18 protein-coding genes and 1 pseudogene are annotated in these 19,990 nt (G+C 74.2%); 3 read left to right on the top strand and 16 right to left on the bottom strand.

Annotation, left to right across the window (positions count from 1 at the left end):
• Positions 1 to 98 precede the first annotated feature (98 nt).
• Positions 99 to 518, top strand: a pseudogene (locus tag ACZ56B_RS16345) (ABC transporter permease subunit); the annotation flags it as partial.
• Here ACZ56B_RS16345 and ACZ56B_RS16340 read toward each other — a convergent pair.
• From ACZ56B_RS16340 to ACZ56B_RS16310, 7 genes are all read right to left on the bottom strand, one after another.
• Complete coding sequence (locus tag ACZ56B_RS16340; RefSeq protein ID WP_468790359.1) at positions 515 to 1,306, bottom strand: S16 family serine protease; 792 nt, start codon at positions 1,304 to 1,306, stop codon at positions 515 to 517. The pseudogene ACZ56B_RS16345 and the gene ACZ56B_RS16340 overlap by 4 nt on opposite strands.
• Before the next feature lie 208 nt (positions 1,307 to 1,514).
• Positions 1,515 to 2,156 carry an IclR family transcriptional regulator gene (locus ACZ56B_RS16335; protein WP_468790357.1) on the bottom strand — a complete coding sequence of 214 codons (642 nt, stop codon included), beginning with the start codon at positions 2,154 to 2,156 and terminating at the stop codon, positions 1,515 to 1,517.
• A gap of 304 nt (positions 2,157 to 2,460) precedes the next feature.
• Positions 2,461 to 4,266, bottom strand: coding sequence for a DEAD/DEAH box helicase (locus ACZ56B_RS16330; RefSeq protein WP_468790355.1), 1,806 nt, complete (start codon positions 4,264 to 4,266; stop codon positions 2,461 to 2,463).
• A 117-nt stretch (positions 4,267 to 4,383) separates the two neighbouring features.
• A complete protein-coding gene (locus ACZ56B_RS16325; RefSeq protein ID WP_468790353.1) occupies positions 4,384 to 4,773 on the bottom strand; it encodes a type II toxin-antitoxin system death-on-curing family toxin in 390 nt (129 codons plus the stop codon).
• Positions 4,770 to 4,970, bottom strand: a complete 201-nt coding sequence (locus tag ACZ56B_RS16320) for a ribbon-helix-helix protein, CopG family (RefSeq protein ID WP_016826066.1) — start codon at positions 4,968 to 4,970, stop codon at positions 4,770 to 4,772. Before ACZ56B_RS16320 ends, ACZ56B_RS16325 begins: the two co-directional genes overlap by 4 nt.
• Positions 4,971 to 5,010: 40 nt before the next feature.
• The gene (locus ACZ56B_RS16315; protein ID WP_468790351.1) at positions 5,011 to 6,495 is read right to left on the bottom strand and encodes an MFS transporter; all 1,485 of its coding nucleotides are present in this window, start codon (positions 6,493 to 6,495) and stop codon (positions 5,011 to 5,013) included.
• A 246-nt stretch (positions 6,496 to 6,741) separates the two neighbouring features.
• The gene (locus tag ACZ56B_RS16310) at positions 6,742 to 6,972 is read right to left on the bottom strand and encodes a winged helix-turn-helix domain-containing protein (protein ID WP_352233822.1); all 231 of its coding nucleotides are present in this window, start codon (positions 6,970 to 6,972) and stop codon (positions 6,742 to 6,744) included.
• 159 nt (positions 6,973 to 7,131) lie between these two features.
• Here ACZ56B_RS16310 and ACZ56B_RS16305 point away from each other — a divergent pair, with 159 nt between their 5' ends.
• Both ACZ56B_RS16305 and ACZ56B_RS16300 read left to right on the top strand, forming a co-directional pair.
• Positions 7,132 to 7,443 carry a hypothetical protein gene (locus tag ACZ56B_RS16305; protein WP_468790348.1) on the top strand — a complete coding sequence of 104 codons (312 nt, stop codon included), beginning with the start codon at positions 7,132 to 7,134 and terminating at the stop codon, positions 7,441 to 7,443.
• The gene (locus ACZ56B_RS16300; RefSeq protein ID WP_468790346.1) at positions 7,440 to 7,742 is read left to right on the top strand and encodes a hypothetical protein; all 303 of its coding nucleotides are present in this window, start codon (positions 7,440 to 7,442) and stop codon (positions 7,740 to 7,742) included. The genes ACZ56B_RS16305 and ACZ56B_RS16300 overlap by 4 nt, the downstream gene beginning before the upstream one ends.
• Before the next feature lie 105 nt (positions 7,743 to 7,847).
• On the opposite strand, the gene ACZ56B_RS16295 is transcribed toward ACZ56B_RS16300, so the two are convergent.
• From ACZ56B_RS16295 to ACZ56B_RS16255, 9 genes are all read right to left on the bottom strand, one after another.
• Entirely contained in the window at positions 7,848 to 8,870 is a 1,023-nt protein-coding gene (locus ACZ56B_RS16295) for an SUKH-4 family immunity protein (RefSeq protein ID WP_468790344.1), read from the bottom strand.
• Positions 8,871 to 9,153: 283 nt separating this feature from the next.
• Complete coding sequence (locus ACZ56B_RS16290) at positions 9,154 to 11,469, bottom strand: xanthine dehydrogenase family protein molybdopterin-binding subunit (protein WP_468790342.1); 2,316 nt, start codon at positions 11,467 to 11,469, stop codon at positions 9,154 to 9,156.
• Entirely contained in the window at positions 11,466 to 13,424 is a 1,959-nt protein-coding gene (locus tag ACZ56B_RS16285; protein WP_468790340.1) for a (2Fe-2S)-binding protein, read from the bottom strand. Before ACZ56B_RS16285 ends, ACZ56B_RS16290 begins: the two co-directional genes overlap by 4 nt.
• Positions 13,421 to 14,314, bottom strand: coding sequence for an FAD binding domain-containing protein (locus ACZ56B_RS16280; protein WP_468790338.1), 894 nt, complete (start codon positions 14,312 to 14,314; stop codon positions 13,421 to 13,423). Before ACZ56B_RS16280 ends, ACZ56B_RS16285 begins: the two co-directional genes overlap by 4 nt.
• Positions 14,315 to 14,653: 339 nt before the next feature.
• The gene (locus ACZ56B_RS16275; protein WP_468790336.1) at positions 14,654 to 16,333 is read right to left on the bottom strand and encodes a beta-N-acetylhexosaminidase; all 1,680 of its coding nucleotides are present in this window, start codon (positions 16,331 to 16,333) and stop codon (positions 14,654 to 14,656) included.
• A 1-nt stretch (position 16,334) separates the two neighbouring features.
• The gene (locus ACZ56B_RS16270; RefSeq protein WP_468790372.1) at positions 16,335 to 17,204 is read right to left on the bottom strand and encodes a carbohydrate ABC transporter permease; all 870 of its coding nucleotides are present in this window, start codon (positions 17,202 to 17,204) and stop codon (positions 16,335 to 16,337) included.
• Positions 17,205 to 17,209: 5 nt separating this feature from the next.
• Positions 17,210 to 18,163, bottom strand: coding sequence for a carbohydrate ABC transporter permease (locus ACZ56B_RS16265; protein WP_468790370.1), 954 nt, complete (start codon positions 18,161 to 18,163; stop codon positions 17,210 to 17,212).
• A 28-nt stretch (positions 18,164 to 18,191) separates the two neighbouring features.
• Complete coding sequence (locus ACZ56B_RS16260) at positions 18,192 to 19,484, bottom strand: extracellular solute-binding protein (protein ID WP_468790334.1); 1,293 nt, start codon at positions 19,482 to 19,484, stop codon at positions 18,192 to 18,194.
• A gap of 223 nt (positions 19,485 to 19,707) precedes the next feature.
• Positions 19,708 to 19,989, bottom strand: coding sequence for a DUF3039 domain-containing protein (locus ACZ56B_RS16255; RefSeq protein WP_031113140.1), 282 nt, complete (start codon positions 19,987 to 19,989; stop codon positions 19,708 to 19,710).
• Between the last annotated feature and the right edge of the window lies 1 nt (position 19,990).

Raw genomic sequence — 19,990 nt, 5'->3', positions numbered from 1 at the left:
GTTTTTGTTTTCTTTTGTGTTGGCGGGGGGAGCTTTTTTCCCCCCCCCCCCCCCCCCCCCTCCCCCCCCCTCCCTCCCCCCCCCCCCCCCCCCCCCCCCTCCGGCCCCCCGACCCGGTGCTGCCGGAGGCGGCGCGCGGCATCGGCATGTCCCCGCTGGCCGTGCTGATCCGGGTGGAGCTGCCGTCGGCGGTGCCGCCCGTCCTCGCCGGGATGCGCACGGCGCTCGTCGTGTGCGTGGGCACGGCGACGCTGGCGGCCTTCGGCGGGGGCGGCGGCCTGGGCGTGCTGATCGTCGCCGGGATCACCGGCCGGCAAACGCCGGTGCTGCTGCTGGGCTCGGTCCTCACCGTCGCGCTCGCCCTGCTGGTGGACTGGCTGGCCTCCCTGGCCGAACTGCTGCTGCGGCCGAGGGGCCCGGGGACGGGCGTACGGGGCGAGGATGCGGAGCCCCGGGGTTTCTCGTTCGGCTCGGGCCGGGCTCGCGGGGTCCGGCCCGAGCCCGACGGGAGGCGCTAGCAGCTCGGGACCTTGCCGGTGCCCTTCTCCAGGGAGACCAGGGCGTCGACCGCGCCCTCGAGCGTGGTGACCGGGACGAGGCGCAGCCCCGCGGGGAGCTCGGCCCGGGCGGCGGCGCACTCGGCCTCGGGGACCAGGAAGACGGTGGCGCCGTCCCGCCTGGCGGCCTGGGTCTTCAGGGGCACGCCGCCCACCGCGCCGACCCGGCCCCGCGCGTCGATCGTGCCGGTGCCGGCGACGATCCGGCCGCCGGTGAGGTCGCCGCCGCTGCCGTCGCCGTCCAGCTTGTCGACGATGCCGAGGGAGAACAGCAGGCCGGCGCTGGGGCCGCCGACGTCCGCGAGCCGCAGGGTGACGTCGATGCCCTCGTCCTCGAGGCCCAGGTGGTTCAGCGCGGCGGCGGTCGCCTCGTCCTGGGACTCCTCCATCTGCCGCCGGTTGTAGCGCTCGATCTCCTCGGTGCTGTCCCCGCTGGGGTAGACCACGTCGCGGGGCATGACCGCCCGGTCGGCGCCGAACCAGCCGTCGACGACGTCGGGCAGGCTCACGCGGGTGTCCGGCGAGGTCGCCTCGATGGTCGTCATCCGCAGCTGCCCGGTGGTCTCCCGGGTCGGCGCACCGGAGATCGTGATCACCTCGGTGCCCTTGTTCTCGCCGAGCACGTCCGCCGTCATCCCCGGCTGCGCCACCGAGAACGGCAGCGGCGCGAACACCGCCGTGGCCAGCAGGGCGACGACGGGGGCGGCGCAGACGGCCAGGGCCTGGGAACGCGTGAGGCGAGAGAGCACGGGATCAATCTAACGCGACGGCGGAGTCCGGCCGGGCGGCGGTGGTCGGGAGGGGGTGCCGGCCCCCTGGGGACCGGGACCGGTGGGCAGAGCGGGGCTCCGGCCCCGCGGGGGCCGAGGGGCGGGACCGGGTCCGGCCCGCGCAGGCCGGGGCGGGTCCGGCCAGCGGGGGCAGGGGCGGGACCGGTCCGGCCGCGCCCGCGACGCCTCAGCGCAGCGCCTCCGCGACCTCCCGGGCCGCGTCCACGACCCGGGGGCCGACCCGTTCCGGGACGACGTCCGCCAGCATGACGACGCCGACGCTGCCCTCGACGCCCGTGATGCCCAGCAGCGGTGCCGCCGCCCCGCAGGCCCCGGTCTCCAGTTCACCGTGGGTGAGGGTGTAGCCGGGGTCGGCCGGCCGCTGCCGGCGGGCCGAGAGGATCGCCTTGCCGGCGGCTCCCCGGTCCAGCGGGTGCCGGAAACCCGCCCGGTACGCCACGTGGTAGTCCGTCCAGGACGGTTCCACCACGGCCACCGCCAGGGCCTCCGCCCCGTCCACCAGGGTCAGGTGCGCCGTCGCGCCGATGTCCTCCGCCAGCGACCGCAGGGCCGGCATCGCCGCCTCCCGCACCAGCGGGTGCACCTGCCGGCCCAGGCGCAGCACGCCGAGCCCGACGCGGGCCCGTCCGCCCAGGTCGCGGCGGACCAGGGCGTGCTGTTCCAGCGTGGCGAGCAACCGGTATATGACGGTCCGGTTCACGCCCAGTCGGTGGGAAAGCTCGGTGACGGTCAGCCCGTGGTCCGTGTCGGCGAGCAGCTTGAGGACCCGCAGTCCCCTGTCGAGCGTCTGAGAGGTCTCCGCGGTCACGACGCCCACTCCTTCAGTGGTGAGGTCGGCGGCCCCTCGCGGAAGACGCGTCACCGAGTCCCGTCGGTCACGCGCTTCAGAGGCCGCCGATCGGCCGGCGGCCCGGCCTGGTCCCGGGCACAGTCGCTTCACGGCTGCGCTCCGCGGCGGCGCTGCCACGGGGCGTGTGCGTAGCCGGACAGTAGCGAGCCGGTCCGCTCAGCGGAAGGCTCCGTCCAGAATCCGGTCACCTCTGCGGGAAAAGTGGTTCCTTTTGCCCGGGTGTGCCCTCTCGCCCCCGGGCGCCGGCGTCCGGTGCGCGGTGTCACCGCATGCGCGTGGCCCACTCCTGCACCTTGGCGATGCGCTGGCGCAGCTGCCCCGCCGTGGCCTCCGCCGCGGGCGGGCCCCCGCACACCCGGCGCAGCTCGGTGTGGATGACGCCGTGCGGCTTGCCGCTCTGGTGGACGTACGCGCCGACCATGGTGTTGAGCTTCCGGCGCAGCTCCATCATCTCCTTGTGGGAGACCACCGGCCGCCGCTCGGCGGGCACTTCGAGCAGGTCGGCCTCGGCGTCCGGCTTCCTGCGGCTGTGGGCGATCTGCCGGGCCTGCCGCTTCTGCAGCAGCAGCTGCACCTGGTCGGGTTCGAGGAGCCCGGGGATGCCGAGGTAGTCCTGCTCCTCCTCGCTGCCGGGGTGCGCCTGCATGCCGAACTCGGCGCCGTTGTACGTGACCCGGTCGAAGACGGCGTCGGACTCCAGCGCCTCGAAGGGCAGCATGTCCTGCTCGCCGGTGTCCTCGTCCTGCTCCCGGTTCGCCTCCTCCATCTCCTTCTCGGACTCGGCGTACGGGTCCTCCTCGCCGTCCTTCTTCGGCCGGTCGAGGACGTGGTCGCGCTCGCGCTCCATCTCGCCCGCGAACCCGAGCAGGTCGGGAACGGTCGGCAGGAACACGGACGCGGTCTCGCCGCGCCGCCGGGACCGCACGAAACGGCCGACGGCCTGGGCGAAGAACAGCGGCGTGGAGATGGTGGTGGCGTACACGCCGACCGCGAGGCGCGGCACGTCGACGCCCTCGGACACCATGCGCACGGCGACCATCCAGCGGTCGTCGCTGCCGCTGAACTCGTCGATCCGCTTCGACGCGCCGGTGTCGTCGGACAGCACCAGGGTGGCCTGGTGGCCGGTGATGTCGCGGATGAGCTTGGCGTAGGCCCGGGCGGAGTCCTGGTCGGAGGCGATGACCAGGGCGCCGGCGTCCGGGATGGCCTTCCTGACCTCGGTCAGGCGCTGGTCGGCGGCGCGCAGCACGGCCGGCATCCACTCGCCGCGCGGATCGAGGGCGGTGCGCCAGGCCTGGCTGATCGCGTCCTTGGTCATGGGTTCGCCGAGGCGGGCCTCGACCTCGTCGCCGGCCTTGGTGCGCCAGCGCATGTTGCCGCTGTAGGACAGGAAGATGACGGGACGCACGACACCGTCGGCGAGCGCGGAGCCGTACCCGTAGGTGTAGTCGGCGGCCGACCGCCGGATCCCGTCGTCGCCCTCCTCGTACCGGACGAAGGGGATGGGGTTGGTGTCGGACCGGAACGGCGTACCGGTCAGCGCGAGCCTGCGGGTGGCCGGCTCGAACGCCTCCAGGCAGGCCTCGCCCCAGGACTTGCTGTCACCGGCGTGGTGGATCTCGTCGAGGATGACGAGCGTCTTGCGCTGCTCGACGCGGTTGCGGTGCAGCATGGGGCGCACGCCCACACCGGCGTAGGTCACGGCGACCCCGTGGTACTCCTTGCCGAGCGGGCCCGCGCTGTACTCGGGGTCCAGCTTGATGCCTATCCGCGCGGCGGCCTCGGCCCACTGCTTCTTCAGGTGCTCGGTGGGCGCGACGACGGTCACCTGCTGCACGACGTGGTGGTGCAGCAGCCAGGAGGCCAGCGTCAGCGCGAAGGTCGTCTTACCGGCGCCGGGGGTGGCGACCGCCAGGAAGTCGCGCGGCTGCTCCTGGATGTACTTCTCCATCGCCCCCTGCTGCCAGGCGCGCAGCTTGCTGGCGGTGCCCCAGGGGGCGCGGCCGGGGAAGGCGGGCGACAGGTGGTGCGAGTGGGAGGCGGCGCTGGAACTGGCGGTGGTAGTCACGGTCTCCGTCGTGGGGGTCTGGCGGCTCGGATGCGTATGACGACCGGGCCACCCTACCCACGGGCCGATGCGGCCGAGACTCTGACCGTGCCGGGTCCCCCGGGGGTGGGACCGACGTCACATCGGCGGTTCGGACAGCTCCCGCAAGGTCTCGGAGATGGCCTTGACCTCGTCCACGGCGCCGGTGGCCACCGCGATCACCAGGCGCTCGGCGGCGTCGATGTCCGGGCGCAGCTGCACGTCGTTCATCGCCAGGAAGACGACGCAGGAGGTCCACGCCGTTCGCTTGTTCCCGTCAACGAAGGGGCGGTTGATCGCGAGGGACTGCAGGAGTGCCGCGGCCTTGTCGAACAGGTCCGGGTACGCCTCCTGGCCGAACATGGCGGCCGCCGGACGGTGGACGGCCGACTCCAGCAGGCCCGCGTCACGGACGACGACGTCCTGGTCGTCGACCGCGAGATCCGCGATGGCCAGGACGTCCTCGGCCGTCAGGTAGACATGGGTCACTTGAGCCTCTCCAGCAGCTCGGCCCACTTGGCGGTCTGTTCCTTGGCCGCCTTGCGCACGAGCGCCTCGTGAGCCGTCCGGGCCAGGTAGTCGTCCACGGCCCTGAGCAGTATCGCGTGCATACTGACCCCCTCCTCCTCGGCGCGCAGCTTCAGGGCTTCCGTCTGGTCGTCACGAAGACGCAGGTTCATGGCCATACCAAAACGGTACCACTGGGTGGGGCCAGACTGGTACCACTCAGGAGACGGCACGCAATCGCGTCGTCACCCACGCCCCCGCCAGCGCCACCGCCGCCATCGGCAGGAACACCGCGGCGAAGGCGGCCGGGTGGGAGCCGGTGCCGGCGGTCTCCACGGCCGCGTGGCCGGCCATGCCGCCACCGAGGGCGGCGAAGGCGGCGCCGCCCATGGCCAGGAGGAGGACGTTGGACAGGCCGTCGGAGATCTGGAGGGCGGCGGAGTTGGTGCCGGCCTCCTCGGGGGCGGAGAGCTGGAGCAGCAGCACGCTGGTGGAGGAGATCACCAGGCCCATCCCGAGGCAGCCGAAGGCCCAGGCGACGGCCGTCGTCCAGGCGGGCACCGCGGGGATCAGCACGCTCGGGGCCGCCGCGATGGCCCCCGCCACCAGCACCATCCCGAGGGTCATCAGCCGCTCCCGGTACGGCTCGAGCCGCGGCCGCGACTGGAGCCAGGAGCCCAGCGCCCAGGTCGCGCCGCCCGCCGCGAGCGAGAACCCGGCGAGCGTGGGGCTGAGCCCCCGCTGAGTGACCAGCATCAGCGGCACGAAGGACTCCGCGGCGATGAAGGACCCGGCGGCGACGCCGCGCAGCAGCACCACCGAGGGCAGTCCGCGGGCGGCCCGCCACGTGCCGTGCGGGAGCAGCCCCAGCACCGCGGGGACGAGCAGCACCACGCCCGCCGCGCCCGGCAGCAGGGAGAGCCAGCTCAGGTCCTGGGCGGCGTACTGGAGCAGGCCGGCGCCGAGGGAGATCGCCAGGGCGAGCCGGATGCGGCGGCGGTCGAAGGAGGCCGGCGCGCCCGCGCCGTCGCCCACCGGGCCGGACGCCAGGCGGCGTATCTGCGGCAGCGCGAGGGCCAGCGGGAACACCACCAGCGCCGGGATGCCGAGGAACACCCACCGCCAGCCGAGCTGCTCGGTCACCGTGCCGGAGGCCAGCGGGCCGACGATCGACGGCACCACCCAGCTCGCCGCGAACGCGGCCATGATCGCCGGTCGCAGCCGCTCCGGGTAGGCCCGCCCGACCACCACGTACAGCGCGACGATGACCAGCCCGCCGCCGAGCCCCTGCACGGCCCGCCCGAGGATGAACGGCCACATCGCGCCCGCCGTCCCGGAGAGCAGCAGACCGACGGCGAAGGAGGCGATGCCCCAGGTCAGCGGCGCGAGCGGACCGCGCCGGTCCGACCACTGACCGGAGAGCACCATGCCGAACAGGCTCGTCGTGAAGTACCCCGAGAACGCGAACGCGTACAGGGACACCCCGTCCAGCTCCCGCGCCGCCACCGGCATCGCCGTACCGACCGCGGTCGCCTCGAAGGCGATCAGCAGCACCACGGAGACGATCCCGATGCTCAGCGCCCGGTAGGGACGGCTCAGCACGGTCGCGTCGGGTGCGGGGGCGAGGGCCGGGGCGGGGCCGGTGGTCCCGGCGGGGTCGGCGGGCGGGGCGACACCGGTGTCGCGCGGGTTCGGGGTGGTCATGACCGCCAGAGTAAGGTCCACGGTCGGGTTTGACCCCTGTCGGGGGTCGGGACCGGACCGGGACCTGGGACCTACGTCCCCACCGCCCCCGTGTGAACGGCGCACGGCAGTCCCGTTGCGGCGCACGCCCTTCCCTTGAGCCCCGCTCCCGTTCATGACCTGCCGGACGTGGGTTTCCCGGACGAGAACGTCACGGCCGCCCGGGGTGGTGGGGCGCTTCCCCTGCCTGTCCCCCACCGCTCCTCGTCACTCGTCGCCCTTCACGAACGAGCCCTGACCCAGCACGGTGTAGAGACGGCCTTCCGAGCGCAGTGCGGCCACCGCCTTCTGGGCCGTGGACTGGCTCACGTCGAACTCGGCGGCGATGTCCACGGTGCCGGGGAACCTCTCCCCCGGCTTGTACTGCCCCGCGTCCAGCCGTCGTCGCAGTTCGTCCGCCACCTGGGGCCAGACGGGAACGGAGCGATCAAGGTCCATACCTTCCAGCCTGTGCGGTTACGCGGAATCCAGCTATCGCGCTTACGCGCTAGTGCGGTTTCGCGTTAGCGCGCTAGTGTGGCCTTCAGCGCAACGAAGAACCCCCGCGACAGGGCGAACTGTCCGGGGGCGTGGCCCGCACTACGAAGGAGTGCCGACATGCGAAGCCTACTGGCCGCGCTTCTCTCCTGGCTCCTGCCGTCCACCGGCAGGCGCCGACGCCTCGCCGCACACACGGCGTGCCCGCCGGCACGACGGCTGGTCATCACGCACTACGCGGTGGGTACGGGACGTCCCGCCCACCGCTCCCCCCGTCCCGCCGCGTTCATCGAGGCCGACGGCCTGCCGCTCGTACGGCCCTACCTCGTCGCCCACGAGCGGGAGCAGGAACGCCTGCGGCAGCGGGACACGCGCGTCCCCCTCACCCCCGCAGCCTTCGGCGTCCACTGCTTCCAGGGAGTGCCGGCATGACCCCCTCCCCCACCCACCTGCGTCTGCTGCCGTGGCGCAACGACGGCAAACCGGCCCTCCTGTCGACCGACGGCACCGCCACTGCCCTGTCCCTCCTCGCCGACCGGATCGAGGAGCAGCAGATCGAGACGGCCACCGTGGTGCTGGACCTGTCCAAGGCCCTTCTCGACTCCGAGACGCCCGCCACGGCCGACGAGTACCACTTCGTCACCCAGCGCCTGGCCGAGTGCCTGACCGACCTCCTGAACATCTGCGAGAGCCGGGGGCAGCGCATCCCGCCGTACGAGGACGACGAGTAGACACGTAGACACCCGGGGCGGGAGCCCCTTGCGGACGGGTGACCGAGGCGGGGGCGGGCTCGAGGGGCAGGCTCGGGGCACCCCGCCCGCCCCGTCCTGGAAGGGCTACGCCCGGCAGTGCCCGCGCGGGCCGGCCGTCGTGTCCGCCGGGTCGATCGACGCCAGGGCCTGGATCATCGTCATCACCAGCCGGTCGTACGCCTCGCCGGTCAGCGCGTGGCCGGACGCCTCGTCGAGGGAGCGCTCGCGGTGGAGCAGCCAGAGGGTGAAGGCGAGGACGGAGACGTCCGTGCCGAGGGGGCGGAGGACGGATTCCGGCCCGCTCCAGCTCAGCACCGCGCCGGTGGCCCCGTCGACGACCAGGCCGTGGCCCTCGACCAGGTCCCCGAGGCGTACGAGGCGGTCGGCGTGGGCCGGGAGGCGGCCGGGCGGGACCCCGCCCCCGCCGTCGGCGCGGTGCTCGGCGTGGTGCTCCGTGAGGGTCCGCGGCGGCAGGTCGGTGTCCGGCCGGAAGAGGAAGCCGTCCTCCGGCAGGCCCGTCCCGCGCAGGAAGCGGCGGGTCGGCTCGTGCGTGAGCGTGGCGGGGAGGTCGACCTCCTCGAAGCGGACCACGCCGCCGCGGCCGAACTCCTGCTCCAGCAGGCGCACCGGGAGGTCGAGGGCCAGTCCCGAGGCCGTGCCCGGGCCCGCCGTCAGGGCCAGGGGGCGGATCAGCGCCGCCATCCGCCGGAGCGGCGCCGGCCCGCCGTCCGCGCCCTCCTCGAACACCTCCAGCAGCCGCCGCGCCGCGTCCGCGACCGCCCGGGCGCCGCAGCGGCCCGCGCGGTCGGCGAACTGGGCGCGCAGTCCGGCCAGTTCGTCCACCGCCGCGGCGAACCGCACCAGGGTCGGCAGGGACGGGGCGAGCGGTCGGCGGTCCATCGGGTCCGGGCGGTCGTGGAAGAAGTACGCCGCCGGGAACTCGCCGGTCCCCCCGCCGCACAACGGCGCTAAGGCGAACGGGCCACCGTCCCCGGGCAGTCCGGGGCCGGCCGACCGGCCGCGCGCGGACGCGTGCGTGACGTACGGGCCGGGGTCCGCCCCGGTGCGTGTGATCGCCGCCGTGGCAGCGGTGCCGGTCGTGCACATGGTTCCCCCGCGATACGTCTGCTCGGTCCCGGGCCCGCGAACGTCCCGCCCGGGCGGGACGGACCGCGTCCGTCCGGACCCGGCGGCCGTCCCCCCACCGCTCGGCACCTTACGCACCGGCACTGACAACGCCCCCGGACCCGGAGGCCCGCACGGCGCCCCGTTCCCATAGACGTCCGAACGGCCCCCGCGCGTTGCCTCTCCGCCGGAAACCGCCCCCGGAACCTCCGGAATTCCCAAAACCCCGGAATCCCCGAAACCTCCGGAACCTCCCCCGCGGACGTCAGCCGCCGGTCACCACCGCGGCCTGCGGGCGGATCGGCAGGCGGTTCACCGGGCGGCCCGTGGCGGCCCGGACGGCGGAGGCGACGGCCGCCGGGGAGGCCACCACCGGCACCGCGCTGGCCGCCTTCGCGCCGAAGGGGGCGACCACGTCCCGCTCCTCGACCAGCTCCACGATCCGGATGTCCGGGGCGTCCAGGGCGGTCGGGAGGGCGTACCCGGTGAGGTCGGGGCGGCGGACCAGCCCGCGCGGGGTGCGCAGGTTCTCGGTGAGCGCGATGCCCACGCCCTGGGTCACGCCCGCCTCGATCCGGGCGGCCAGCTGGGCCGGGTTCAGCACCCGCCCCACGTCCTGGGCGACCGCCAGTTCGACGACCCGCACCGAACCGATCTCGATGTCGACGTCGACCACCGCGCGGATCGCGCAGAAGGCCAGGCCGACGAACGCGTCGCCCTGGCCGGTCCCGTCCAGGGGCTCGGTCGGGTGCGGGCGGCACTGGGCCGTGGCCCACAGCTCCTTGCCGGCCAGTTCCTCGGCCACGGTCGTGGACAGCACCCCGTCGTAGGAGGTGATCTTGCCGTCGGTGATCTGCAGCAGCTCGGTGGACATGCCGAACTTGTGGGCGAGGGGCTGCAGGAGCTGCGTGCGGACCATCTTGGCCGCGCGTTCCACCGCGCCGCCCGACACCCAGGTGTGCCGGCCCCGGCAGCCCGCGCCCGCCGGGGGCTGGTCGGTGTCCACCGGCGCCACGTGCACCTCGTCGACGCCGAGGACCTCCTGGACGATCTGCCGGGCCAGGGTGGCGAACCCCTGGCCGGTCTCCACGGCCGCGCACAGCACCGTGGCCACGCCGTCCTGGACCTTCACGGTGGCCGTGGACACCTCGTCGGCGCCCTCCGCGCCGAGCACGTGCACCATGCCGACGCCGTAGCCCACGCCCCGGCGCACCGCGCCCGGTTCGCCCGCGCCCTCGGGGCCGCCGGGCAGCAGCCACTCGTCCTCGGGGGTGTCCTTGGGCAGCGGCGGCAGCGGGAAGTCCTTGACCGCCCGGAGCAGTTCGGCGACCGGGGCCGGGCAGGTCACGGTCTGGCCGGTGGGCAGGACGTCGCCGGTGGCCATGACGTTGCGCAGTCGCAGTTCCGCCGGGTCGACGCCGAGCTTCTTGGCCAGCTTGTCCATCTGCGCCTCGTAGGCGGCGCACACCTGCATGGCGCCCTCGCCCCGTACGTGGCCGGAGGGCGGGTTGTTGGTGCGCACGGCCCAGCCCTCGATGAAGGCGTTCGGGACGACGTACGGGCCGCAGGCGAAGGCGACGGCGGCGGCCAGGGCGTCGGAGGAGGTGTCGGCGTAGGCGCCCGCGTCGAGCAGGATCTGCGCCTCGACCTTGACCAGTCTGCCCTCGGCGTCGGCGTGGTGGCGGTAGCGCAGCAGGGTGGGGTGGCGGTGGGCGTGGCCGAGGAAGGACTCCTCGCGGGTGGCGGCGAGTTTCACCGGGCAGCCGGTCCGCAGGGCCAGCAGGCCGAGCGGGAGCTGGAAGCTCCGGTCCTCGCGGTCGGCGGTGGCGCCGGGGACGCCGGTGACGACGACCTTCACCCGTTCGGGTTCCAGGCCGAAGGCGGCGGCGGCCGTGTCCCGGTCGCCGTGCGGGTCGGTGGAGGCCAGGTACAGCTCGACGCCGCCGTCCGGGCGGGGCACGGCGAGGCCGGCCTCGGCGCCGATGGGCGCGGGGTCCTGGCGGCCGATGCGGTACAGGCCCTCGACGACGACGTCGCCGGCCGCCCCGGGGTCGCCGTGGCGCAGCGGGATGTGCCGGATCAGGTTGCCGTCGGGGTGCAGCGGCTCGGCCTCGAACGCCTGCTCCGGGTCGGTCACCGGGTCGAGCACCTCGTACTCGACGATGACGGCCGCGGCGGCCATCCGCGCGGTGTCCGGGTGGTCGGCGGCGACGGCGGCGATGGGCTCGCCGTGGTGGCGCACGACCTCGGAGGCGAAGACCGGGCGGTCGGCCTTGCCGCGCCCGTGCAGCGGGGTGCCGGGGACGTCCTCGTGGGTGACGACCGCGCGGACGCCGGGCATCTCGCGCGCGTGGGTGGTGTCGATGGACACGATGCGCGCGTGCGGGTGCGGGGAGCGCAGCACGGCCGCCCACAGCAGGCCCTCGGCCCACAGGTCGGCGGCGTACGGGAAGGTGCCCTCGGTCTTGGCCCGGGCGTCGGCGGCCGGGAGCGAGGCGCCGAGCCCGTGCGGAACCGGTTCCGGCCCGGCCGCGGTCTCGGCCGCCCGTGCGGCCTGCGCGGTGGCTGCTTCGTTGCTCACGCCTGGCCTCCGTCCTGGCCGTGGGGCCGGTCATGCGGTCCGGACCCGAACACCGAGGGGTTGACGCCGCCGGCGCCGGGGCCCGCCTGGTGCGGGATGCGGGGCACGTCCGGGTCGGCGTCCGCGTCCGGATCGGACTCGGGGACCGCGGCGTGCGCCTCGCGTTCGGCGACGACCTCCTTGACGGCGTCCACGACGCCCCGGTAGCCGGAGCACCGGCACAGGTTGCCGCACAGGGCCTGGCGGGTCTCCAGCTCGGTGGGCGCCGGGTTGCCCTCCAGCAGGTCGTGCACGGTCATCGCCATGCCCGGGACGCAGAAGCCGCACTGGACCGCGCCGCACCGGGCGAGCGCCCGCTGCACGTCGGACGGCCGGCCGTCCTGGGCCAGGCCCTCGACGGTGCGGACCTCGCTGCCGGCCGCGGTGACGGCCGGGACCAGGCAGGAGGCGACGAGCCGCCCGTCCACCTGCACGTTGCAGGCCCCGCACTCGCCCTGCGAGCAGCCGTCCTTGGCGCCGGCCAGGCCGAGCCGCTCGCGCAGCACGTAGAGCAGCGACTCGCCGATCCAGGCGTCCGAGACCGGCCGGTCGGAGCCGTTGACGCGGAGCACGTAGGAGGCCAGGGGGTGGTCGTCGTGCGGGACGCCGGGCGGCGGATCGTGCGGCGGCGCCGAGCCGTCCGGCGCGGGGGGCGCCGCGGGGGCGGGGTCGGCCGGGGCCGCCGGGGCGTCCGCGGCGACCGAGGCGTCCGGAGCGCCCGCGGTGTCCGGGGAGCCGGTGGGGCCGGGAGCGTCCTGCGCGGGCGCGGCGGCCGGGGTCCCGGGGCCGTCGGCCGGCGCGTCCGCGGCGGAGGGCTCCGCCCGCTCCCGGTCGTCCCCGTGCGCGGCCTCCGGGGCCCCGTGCGCGGCCTCCGGGGCCTCGTGGGTCTCGTGGGTCCCGGGGGCTCCTTCGGTGCCGGGAGCGGGCCGTGCGTCGTCCCGGTCGGCGGGGCGCGGGGGCTCCCGGTCGGCGGCCGGGGCGCCGTCGGCGGCCTCCGCGCCGGGGCCGGGGTACGCCTCCGCGCCGGACGGCCACCGCGGCTCCGCGGATCCCGCGTACTCCTCGGTGGCGAACGGCTGGGGCACTCCGGACGACCGGGGCCCGGCGTGCCCGGGCGCGTGCCCCGCTCCGGGCTGTCCGGGCGCGTGCTCGCCGTCCGGCTGCCGGGGTGCGGGGCCGTCGGCCCGGTCCTCGGTCCCGGGGCCGGCGTCCGCCCGCCGCGGTTCCGGTCCGGGGTCACCGCCCTGCTGCTCCTGCGGGACCCCGGGGACGCCGGGTCCCCACGGCTGCCCGATGGCCTGGGTGGCCCAGGGGGCGGGGGCGCCGCCCGGGAGGGTGGCCGGAGGGGTGCCGCCCCACTGCTCGGCCAGGGCGGACGTGGTGAACTCGCCGGACTCGTCCGGGAGGTCGCCGCCGGCGACGGGGATCGACCACCGGCCGGTGACGTCCTGGCCCGGCGCGGGGTTCCCGGGGTCGGGCGCCTCCTCGTACCCCCACTGCCCGGCGGCCCCGGGGGCACCGGAGGGGTCGGCGGGGTACGTGAACCGGTCGTCCCGTCCCGTGTGCTGCGGGGCCGCGTCCGCCCCGTGCTCCTGCCCGGGGTGTCCGGCCTGCGCCTGCGCGGCCTGCGGGTCCTGCCACCGGGCCCCGTCGACGGGCGCGCCCGGTGCCGGCCAGGTGCCCGTGGCCGCGGGGTCGGTGCCCGCGGTGGTCGTGGGGGTGACCGTGATCTGCGGCGGCACGTAGCCGTGGCCGGGGGCGGCGAGCGGGCTCTCCATGGAGTCCAGCAGGGCGTCGACGCCCCCCTCGGGAAGCTTCACGAAGGCGGTGGCGCCGTCGTCGTAGTCGCCCTGGGGCAGCGGGTCCCAGCGTCCGCCGCTCCGGGGCGTGCCCTCTCCGTGCTGGTCGTCGGTCACGACAGCGCCCTCCCCAGTGCTCGTCGGGCCAGCGCGGCGACGGTGCGCCGCAGGTGCAGTACCGCGGGCGGAAGCGGTGGGACGGTGCCGTCCTCGCCGGGGGCCGCGTCGGGGATGCAGGCCGCGGCGACGTACTCCCCGAACGCGTGCAGCGCCTCCGGCACGATCGCCCGGTTGTTGTCCCAGTCGATGAGCTGCGCGACCCACTGCTCGGCCTCCAGGGGCCTGAGCGGCATCGGCGCGATGGCGCCCACCGCGCAGCGGACCCCGCGGCGGGCGGGATCGAGCACGAGGGCGACGGAGGCGACCGCGCGTCCGGGACCGGTGCGGCCGGTCGCCTTCAGGAAGACCTGGGGGGCGTGCAGCAGCGGCACGCGCACGTAGCCGATGAGTTCACCGGCGCGCAGCGCGTCCACCCCGGCCAGCAGGTGCGACACCGGGATCTCGCGGCGGGCGCCGCCCTGGCCCGCGATGATCAGCGTCGCCTCCAGCGCGGCCAGCACGGGCAGCGCGTCCCCGGTGGGGGCGGCGGAGGCGATGTTGCCGCCCAGGGTGCCGGCGTTGCGGATGTGCGGCGGTCCGGCGGCCCGCGCGGAGGCGGCGAGCGCCGGGATGAGGGCGGCGAAGTCGGGTCGGCCCATGCGCGCGTGGGTGAGGCCCGCGCCGAGCAGCGCGTGGCCGTCCAGGTACTGCCAGCCGCGGATCTCGCTGATCCGGCCGAGGCCGACCAGCGCGGCGGGCCTGAGCTGACCGGAGTTGACGGCGGTCATCAGGTCGGTGCCGCCCGCGACGGGCACGGCGGCGGGCACGGCGGCGAGCGCCGCCACGGCCTCGTCCAGGGTCGTGGGCAGCGTGACGGCCTGCGCCGCCTGCGGTGCGTGCGTGCTCAAAACCGGCTGCCCCTTCCCGCTGCCCCACCTGGTCCGACCCGTGTGGCCGTACGGTACGTGCTCACGGGGCGGACGTGGCAACTCTGGCACATCTTGGCGGGCGCCGAAGACGGGGGTCCGCTAGGAGCCATTCGCCCACTTCATCCAGGTCCTCGCTGTTTTCGGCACGGTCTCACCGGTGCGTTCCGATTGACACTCTTCGGTGATCCTCGCACCCGTTTCCCGCTGCCTGTTCGAGACACACGGGGGTGCGCGCGGGACCGGGGCGGGGCGGCCCGGGGCGGGCGGGGCGCGAGGGCCCGTCCGCGGCCGGACGGGCCCTCACCTGCCCCGGGGGGTCTACCGGTTCGGGGGCGGGCCGTCGATCGGGCGCCCCAGCACGCCCGGGCGCTTCTGCCAGGGCCGGGGACCGGCGGGCGGCCGGTAGGCGACGCCCAGGGCGTCGAGGCGCCGGTAGTGGGCGGCCATCCGCCGCTCGAAGCCGGCGACGTCGCGTTCGGCGGGGGCGGGCAGGGGGCTCCAGGCGACCTCGGCGAAGGCGGCGAGCCGGGGGAAAACCTGGTAGTCCACGCGTCCCTGGTCCTCCATCACCTCGGTCCACACGTTGGCCTGGGCGCCCAGCACCCGCCCGGCCTCCCCGGGCGTCAGCTCCGGGGGCACGGGCTCGAACCGGTAGACGTCCTCCAGGGTGCGCACGTACCCGATCGGCACCGGTTCGTCGGGGCCCGCGTCCTGCCGGTGGTCCAGGTACACCTGCTGCTCGGGGCACATGACCACGTCGTGTCCCGCGCGGGCGGCGGTGACGCCGCCCGCGTACCCGCGCCAGGAGGACACGGCGGCGCCCGGGGCGAGGCCGCCCTCGAGGATCTCGTCCCAGCCGATCAGCCGCCGGCCCCGGGCGGCGAGCCAGTCGGCGAAGTGCCCGACGAACCAGGCCTGGAGCGCGTCCTCGTCCTTCAGCCCGAGGTCGCGGATCCGCCGCTGCGCGGTGGCCGACGCCCGCCACTGGTCCTTGGGGCATTCGTCGCCGCCGATGTGGACGAACGATGAAAAGGGGGTGAAGGCGGGAGAGGAGGAGAATGCGGTGGACGCCCCGGCGTCCGCGGGAAAGAGTTCGAGGACTTCCTCGAGCACCCCCTCGTAGAAACGCAGGGTTTCGTCCGTGGGGGCGAGCACGTTCGGATTGATCCCCCAGGTGTCCCAGACGGTCAGGGAGGCGGTGTCGACGACATCGGTGTTGCCGAGTTCCGGATACGCGGCGATGGCGGCCTGCGAATGGCCGGGCACGTCGATTTCCGGGACGACGCTGATGTGCCGCTCGGCGGCGTAGGCGACGATCTCGCGGATGTCGTCCTGGGTGTAGTAACCGCCGTGCGGCTTGTCCTCCCACAGCGGTGACGCGCGGTGGCCGGTTTTCGTCCGGGCGCGCCAGGCGCCGACCTCCGTCAGCCTGGGATACCGCCGGATCTCGATGCGCCATCCCTGGTCGTCCGTCAGGTGGAGGTGCAGGACGTTGAGTTTGTGCGCCGCCATCAGGTCGAGGTAGCGCAGCACGCCCTCCTTGGGCATGAAGTGCCGGGCGACGTCCAGCATGAGCCCGCGCCAGCGGAAGCGGGGGGCGTCCTCGATCGTGACGTGCGGCACCGACCGGGCCCGGTCGCGGCCGAGCGGGGCCCTGCGGTACGCGTCGGGGCCGAGGAGCTGCCGCAGCGTCTGGGCGCCCCAGAAGACACCGGCCGGGCCGCCGCCCTCGACGAGGACGCCGCTCCAGTCGCTGACGAGGCGGTATTCCTCGGGGGCGAGTCCGGGGTCGATCACGAGGCCGATGCCGTCGCCCTCCGTGTCGCCGAGCTCCCGCCCCTCGTGCAGCGGCAGGCCGGTCGCCTGCCCGAGGACGGTGCGCAGCCACCGTCCGGCGCCCTCCGCCCCGGGAGCGGCGAAGAGCCGGGAGCGCTCCGTCAGCCGCACCTCGCCGGGGCCGGCGACGACGCTGCGGGGCGCTGGGATCAGTTCGGTCATGTCAGTCCTTTACCGCGCCGCCCAGTCCGGAGACCAGGCGCCGCTGTACGAGTACGAAGAAGACGAGCACCGGAATCGTCATCACCGTGGAGGCCGCCATGACCCCGCCCCAGTCCGGCTCGTCGGGTTTGTAGAAGACGAGCAGCGCCATCGGCAGGGTCGACCGGGAGATGTCGCTGATGATGAAGGACTTGGCGAACAGGAAGTCGTTCCAGGTGGAGATGAAGGAAAAGACACTCGTGGCCACCAGCCCCGGCAGGACGAGCGGGAAAAGGATCTGCCACAGAAAGCGGGTGCGGCTCGCCCCGTCGATGTACGCGGCCTCCTCCAGCGCCTCCGGAACGGCCTTCACGAATCCCCTGAGCATCCAGATCGCGAACGGCAGCGAGAACGCGATGTGCGGCAGGATCAGCGACCACAGCGTGTTCAGCTGACCGAGGTCCCGCATGAGGAAGAACAGCGGAATGGTCAGCGCCTCCACGGGCACCATCTGGGCCACCAGGAACATGATCAGCAGGGTGGTCCGCAGCCGGAACCGGAAACGCGTCACGGCGGTCGCCGCGAGAAAGGCGATCAGCGCCGAGGCGATCACCACCGCGACCGCGACGACGACGCTGTTGAGGAAGTACCGGCCGAATTCCTGCTGTCCGAAGACCCGTCGGAAGGAGTCGAGCGTGGGCGCCAGCGTCCACGGCCGCGGCTCGGTCGACTCGATCTCCCCGGCCGGCTTGAAGGCGCTCAGCACCATCCAGTACAGCGGGAAGGCCACCACGGCGGCGATCAGCAGCGCCGCCGCCTCGGCCGCCGACCGACCCGGCCGCCGGAGGATGCGGCGCGCGGGCTTCACCCGGTGTTCCCGGTCCCGGCTCACGAGTGTCACAGTTCCTCCCCCTGACGGCGCAGCAGCCGCAGGTACACCAGCGTCACGGCGAGCAGGACCAGCAGCATCACCACGCCGATCGCCGCGCCGAGGCTGTACCGCGAGGACGCGAACGCCTGTTGGTAGGCGTAGACGTTGAGGACCAGGTTCTGGCCCGCGATGCCGCCGCCGTTCGTCATGACGTAGATCTGGGTGAAGACCTTGAAGTCCCAGATCACCGACTGGATCGTGACGACGACCAGGATCGGCCGGAGCATCGGCGCGAGCACCGAGCGCCAGATCCGCCACTGCGAGGCGCCGTCCAGGGCGGCGGCCTCCAGCACCTCGGACGGCACGGCGCGGATGCCGGCGTAGACCGTCACCATCACGAACGGGAAGGAGCACCACACCACTTCGAGCAGGACGAGGAAGAAGGCGCTCATCCGCTCGTACGTCCACGCGTGATCGCCGAGGCCGAGCACCCGGTTGACCGGGCCGAAGTCGGCGTCGAAGAGGAACAGCCAGACCGTGGAACCGGTGACGGCCGGGGTCGCCCAGGCGCCCAGGGCGGCCAGCATCAGCGCGAGCCGGGGCACGGCCCGCACCCGGGTGAGCAGCACGGCGAGCGCGCAGCCCGCGGCCAGGGTGCAGACCACACAGGCCGCCGCGAACAGCACGGTGTCCCGCAGCACCTGCCAGAACAGGTCGTCGGCGAACAGGTCGGCGTAGTTGCCCAGTCCCTCGAAGGTGGTGGGTTCGCCGCCGCTGACCTGGGCCTGGGTGTAGTGGAAGAGCGAGATCAGGCCGAGCTGGTAGATGGGGTAGGCGAGCAGCCCGCCGAGGACGACGAGCGCGGGGGCGAGGTAGAGCCAGGGGGTGGTGGATCCCGGCCGGCGGCCTCGCGGCGTGCGGGGGGCGGAACCCGTGGAATGTGCCGTGCGCGCCGTGCGCGCCCGGCGCCCGCTCTCCACGGTCGCCGTGTCCTGTGCGACCACGGGATCAGCCCACCGAGCCGAACGCCTCGTTCATCTTCTTCGCGGCGTCCGCCGAGGCGGTCGCCACGTCCTTCTTGCCGCTGACGACCTCCTGGAACATGGTCGGCAGCACCAGCGAGGAGTCGATCTGCGCCCAGGCGGGCGAGACCGGCACGAACTTGGTGCCGGCGGCGAGCGTCTCGACGAACGGCTTCACGAACGGCTCCTTCTCGGCCGCCCGCCGGCGCACGTCCGAGAAGGTCGGCAGGAAGCCCATCCCCTCGAACAGCCCGCTCTGGGCCTCCTTGGAGGCGAGCCGCTTCATCAGGTCGACGGCGAGGGTGCGGTGCGAGGTGGACTTCAGCACGCCGAGGTTGTTCCCGCCCGCGAACGCGGGGGCGATGGAGCCGGGCCGCACGCCCGGCAGCGGCACGACGGCGTACTTGCCCCTGACCTTCCCCGCCTCGACGGCCGCGTGGCTGAAGTCGCCGCCGATCGCCATGGCCGCCTTGCCCGAGGCGAAGGCGGTCACCGTGTCGTTGCCGCCCATCCCGGCGCACTTGGCCGCCGGGCAGTTGTCGTCGCCGAAGAGGGAGGTGTAGGCCTCGATGCCCCTGCGCGCGTCGGCGCCGTCGACGGCGGAGGCGTACGAACCGCCCCTGCCGGTGGCGAGTTCGCCGCCGTGGGCCCAGATGAAGGGCATCGCGCCGTAGGTGTAGGCGCCGCCGACGGCGATGCCGTACATCTCCGGTTTCGCGGCGCGGATCCTCTTGGCGGTGGAGATCAGCTCGGCCTGCGTCCTCGGCGCCTCCAGGCCGAGTTCCTCGAAGACGTCCGTGCGGTAGTACAGCGCGCGGACGCCGACGAAGTACGGGGCCCCGTAGACCTTTCCGTCGACGGTGACCGACTGCCGGGCGGTCGGGTCGGTGTCCTCGGCCTCGTCCCAGGCCCGGAACTCCTCGGTGACGTCGGCGAGTCCGCCGTCCTTCACGTAGCCCGCGGTGTCGGTGTTGCCGTACTCGATGAGGTCGGGCGCGGACTGCGGGTCGTTGAAGGCCGCCTTGATGCGCTGGGCGCGGGTCTCGACGGGGATGTACTCGACGGTGACCTCGGTGCCGTCGTGCGCCTTCTCGAACGCGGTGAGGACGGAGTCGACGACCTCCTCCTTGGGCTTGTTGTTGACCTCCTGGAAGAGCCAGACGCGCAGGGTCCCGGTCCTCTCGTCCCTGTCGGAGGAGGAGGTGCCGGAGGTCTGGGGCGCGCAGGCGGCGGTGGCGAGGACGGCCGCGAGGGCGATCATGCGGACGGACAGCTTCATGGAGCGCTCCTCCGATGTTGCGTTGCAACATGCGCAATGACGGTTTCGTCGTGCACAACAACACACCGGAGGCTAGAGACCGGGTGAACCACGCCACAAGAGGTCTCCACCACTCTGTGACCGGCCGGCGCACTCCGTGCAACGCGCGGACAGCACAAAGGCCCCCGGGGCGCGCAAAACGCGCTCCGGGGGCCTTCGGAGGAGACCGGCGGGAGGGGAGGGGTTACTTGTCGCCCTTGCCCTTGTCGTCACCGCCGGAGCCCATGGACTCGTAGATCTCCTTGCACATGGGGCACACCGGGTACTTCTTCGGGTCGCGGCCGGGCACCCAGACCTTGCCGCACAGCGCCACGACGGGAGTGCCGTCGAGCGCGCTCGCCATGATCTTGTCCTTCTGGACGTAGTGGGCGAAGCGCTCGTGGTCACCGTCGCCGTGGGAGGTCTGCGGCGTCGGCTCGACGAGGGTCCCCGTACCAGTCCCGCGCTCGGGCTCAAGAGTGCTCATA

The organism is Streptomyces sp. NPDC034670 (assembly GCF_055574875.1).
Note: the sequence above shows the minus strand (reverse complement) of the source record. Positions and strands in the feature narration are given on the sequence as shown.

Excerpts from the sequence above, each read along its gene's own strand:
- ACZ56B_RS16320 (WP_016826066.1), bottom strand. The coding sequence starts at position 4,970 with ATGGCCATGAACCTGCGTCTTCGTGACGACCAGACGGAAGCCCTGAAG.
- ACZ56B_RS16315 (WP_468790351.1), bottom strand. The coding sequence starts at position 6,495 with ATGACCACCCCGAACCCGCGCGACACCGGTGTCGCCCCGCCCGCCGAC.
- ACZ56B_RS16310 (WP_352233822.1), bottom strand. The coding sequence starts at position 6,972 with ATGGACCTTGATCGCTCCGTTCCCGTCTGGCCCCAGGTGGCGGACGAA.
- ACZ56B_RS16305 (WP_468790348.1), top strand. The coding sequence starts at position 7,132 with ATGCGAAGCCTACTGGCCGCGCTTCTCTCCTGGCTCCTGCCGTCCACC.
- ACZ56B_RS16300 (WP_468790346.1), top strand. The coding sequence starts at position 7,440 with ATGACCCCCTCCCCCACCCACCTGCGTCTGCTGCCGTGGCGCAACGAC.
- ACZ56B_RS16295 (WP_468790344.1), bottom strand. The coding sequence starts at position 8,870 with ATGTGCACGACCGGCACCGCTGCCACGGCGGCGATCACACGCACCGGG.
- ACZ56B_RS16275 (WP_468790336.1), bottom strand. The coding sequence starts at position 16,333 with ATGACCGAACTGATCCCAGCGCCCCGCAGCGTCGTCGCCGGCCCCGGC.
- ACZ56B_RS16260 (WP_468790334.1), bottom strand. The coding sequence starts at position 19,484 with ATGAAGCTGTCCGTCCGCATGATCGCCCTCGCGGCCGTCCTCGCCACC.
- ACZ56B_RS16255 (WP_031113140.1), bottom strand. The coding sequence starts at position 19,989 with ATGAGCACTCTTGAGCCCGAGCGCGGGACTGGTACGGGGACCCTCGTC.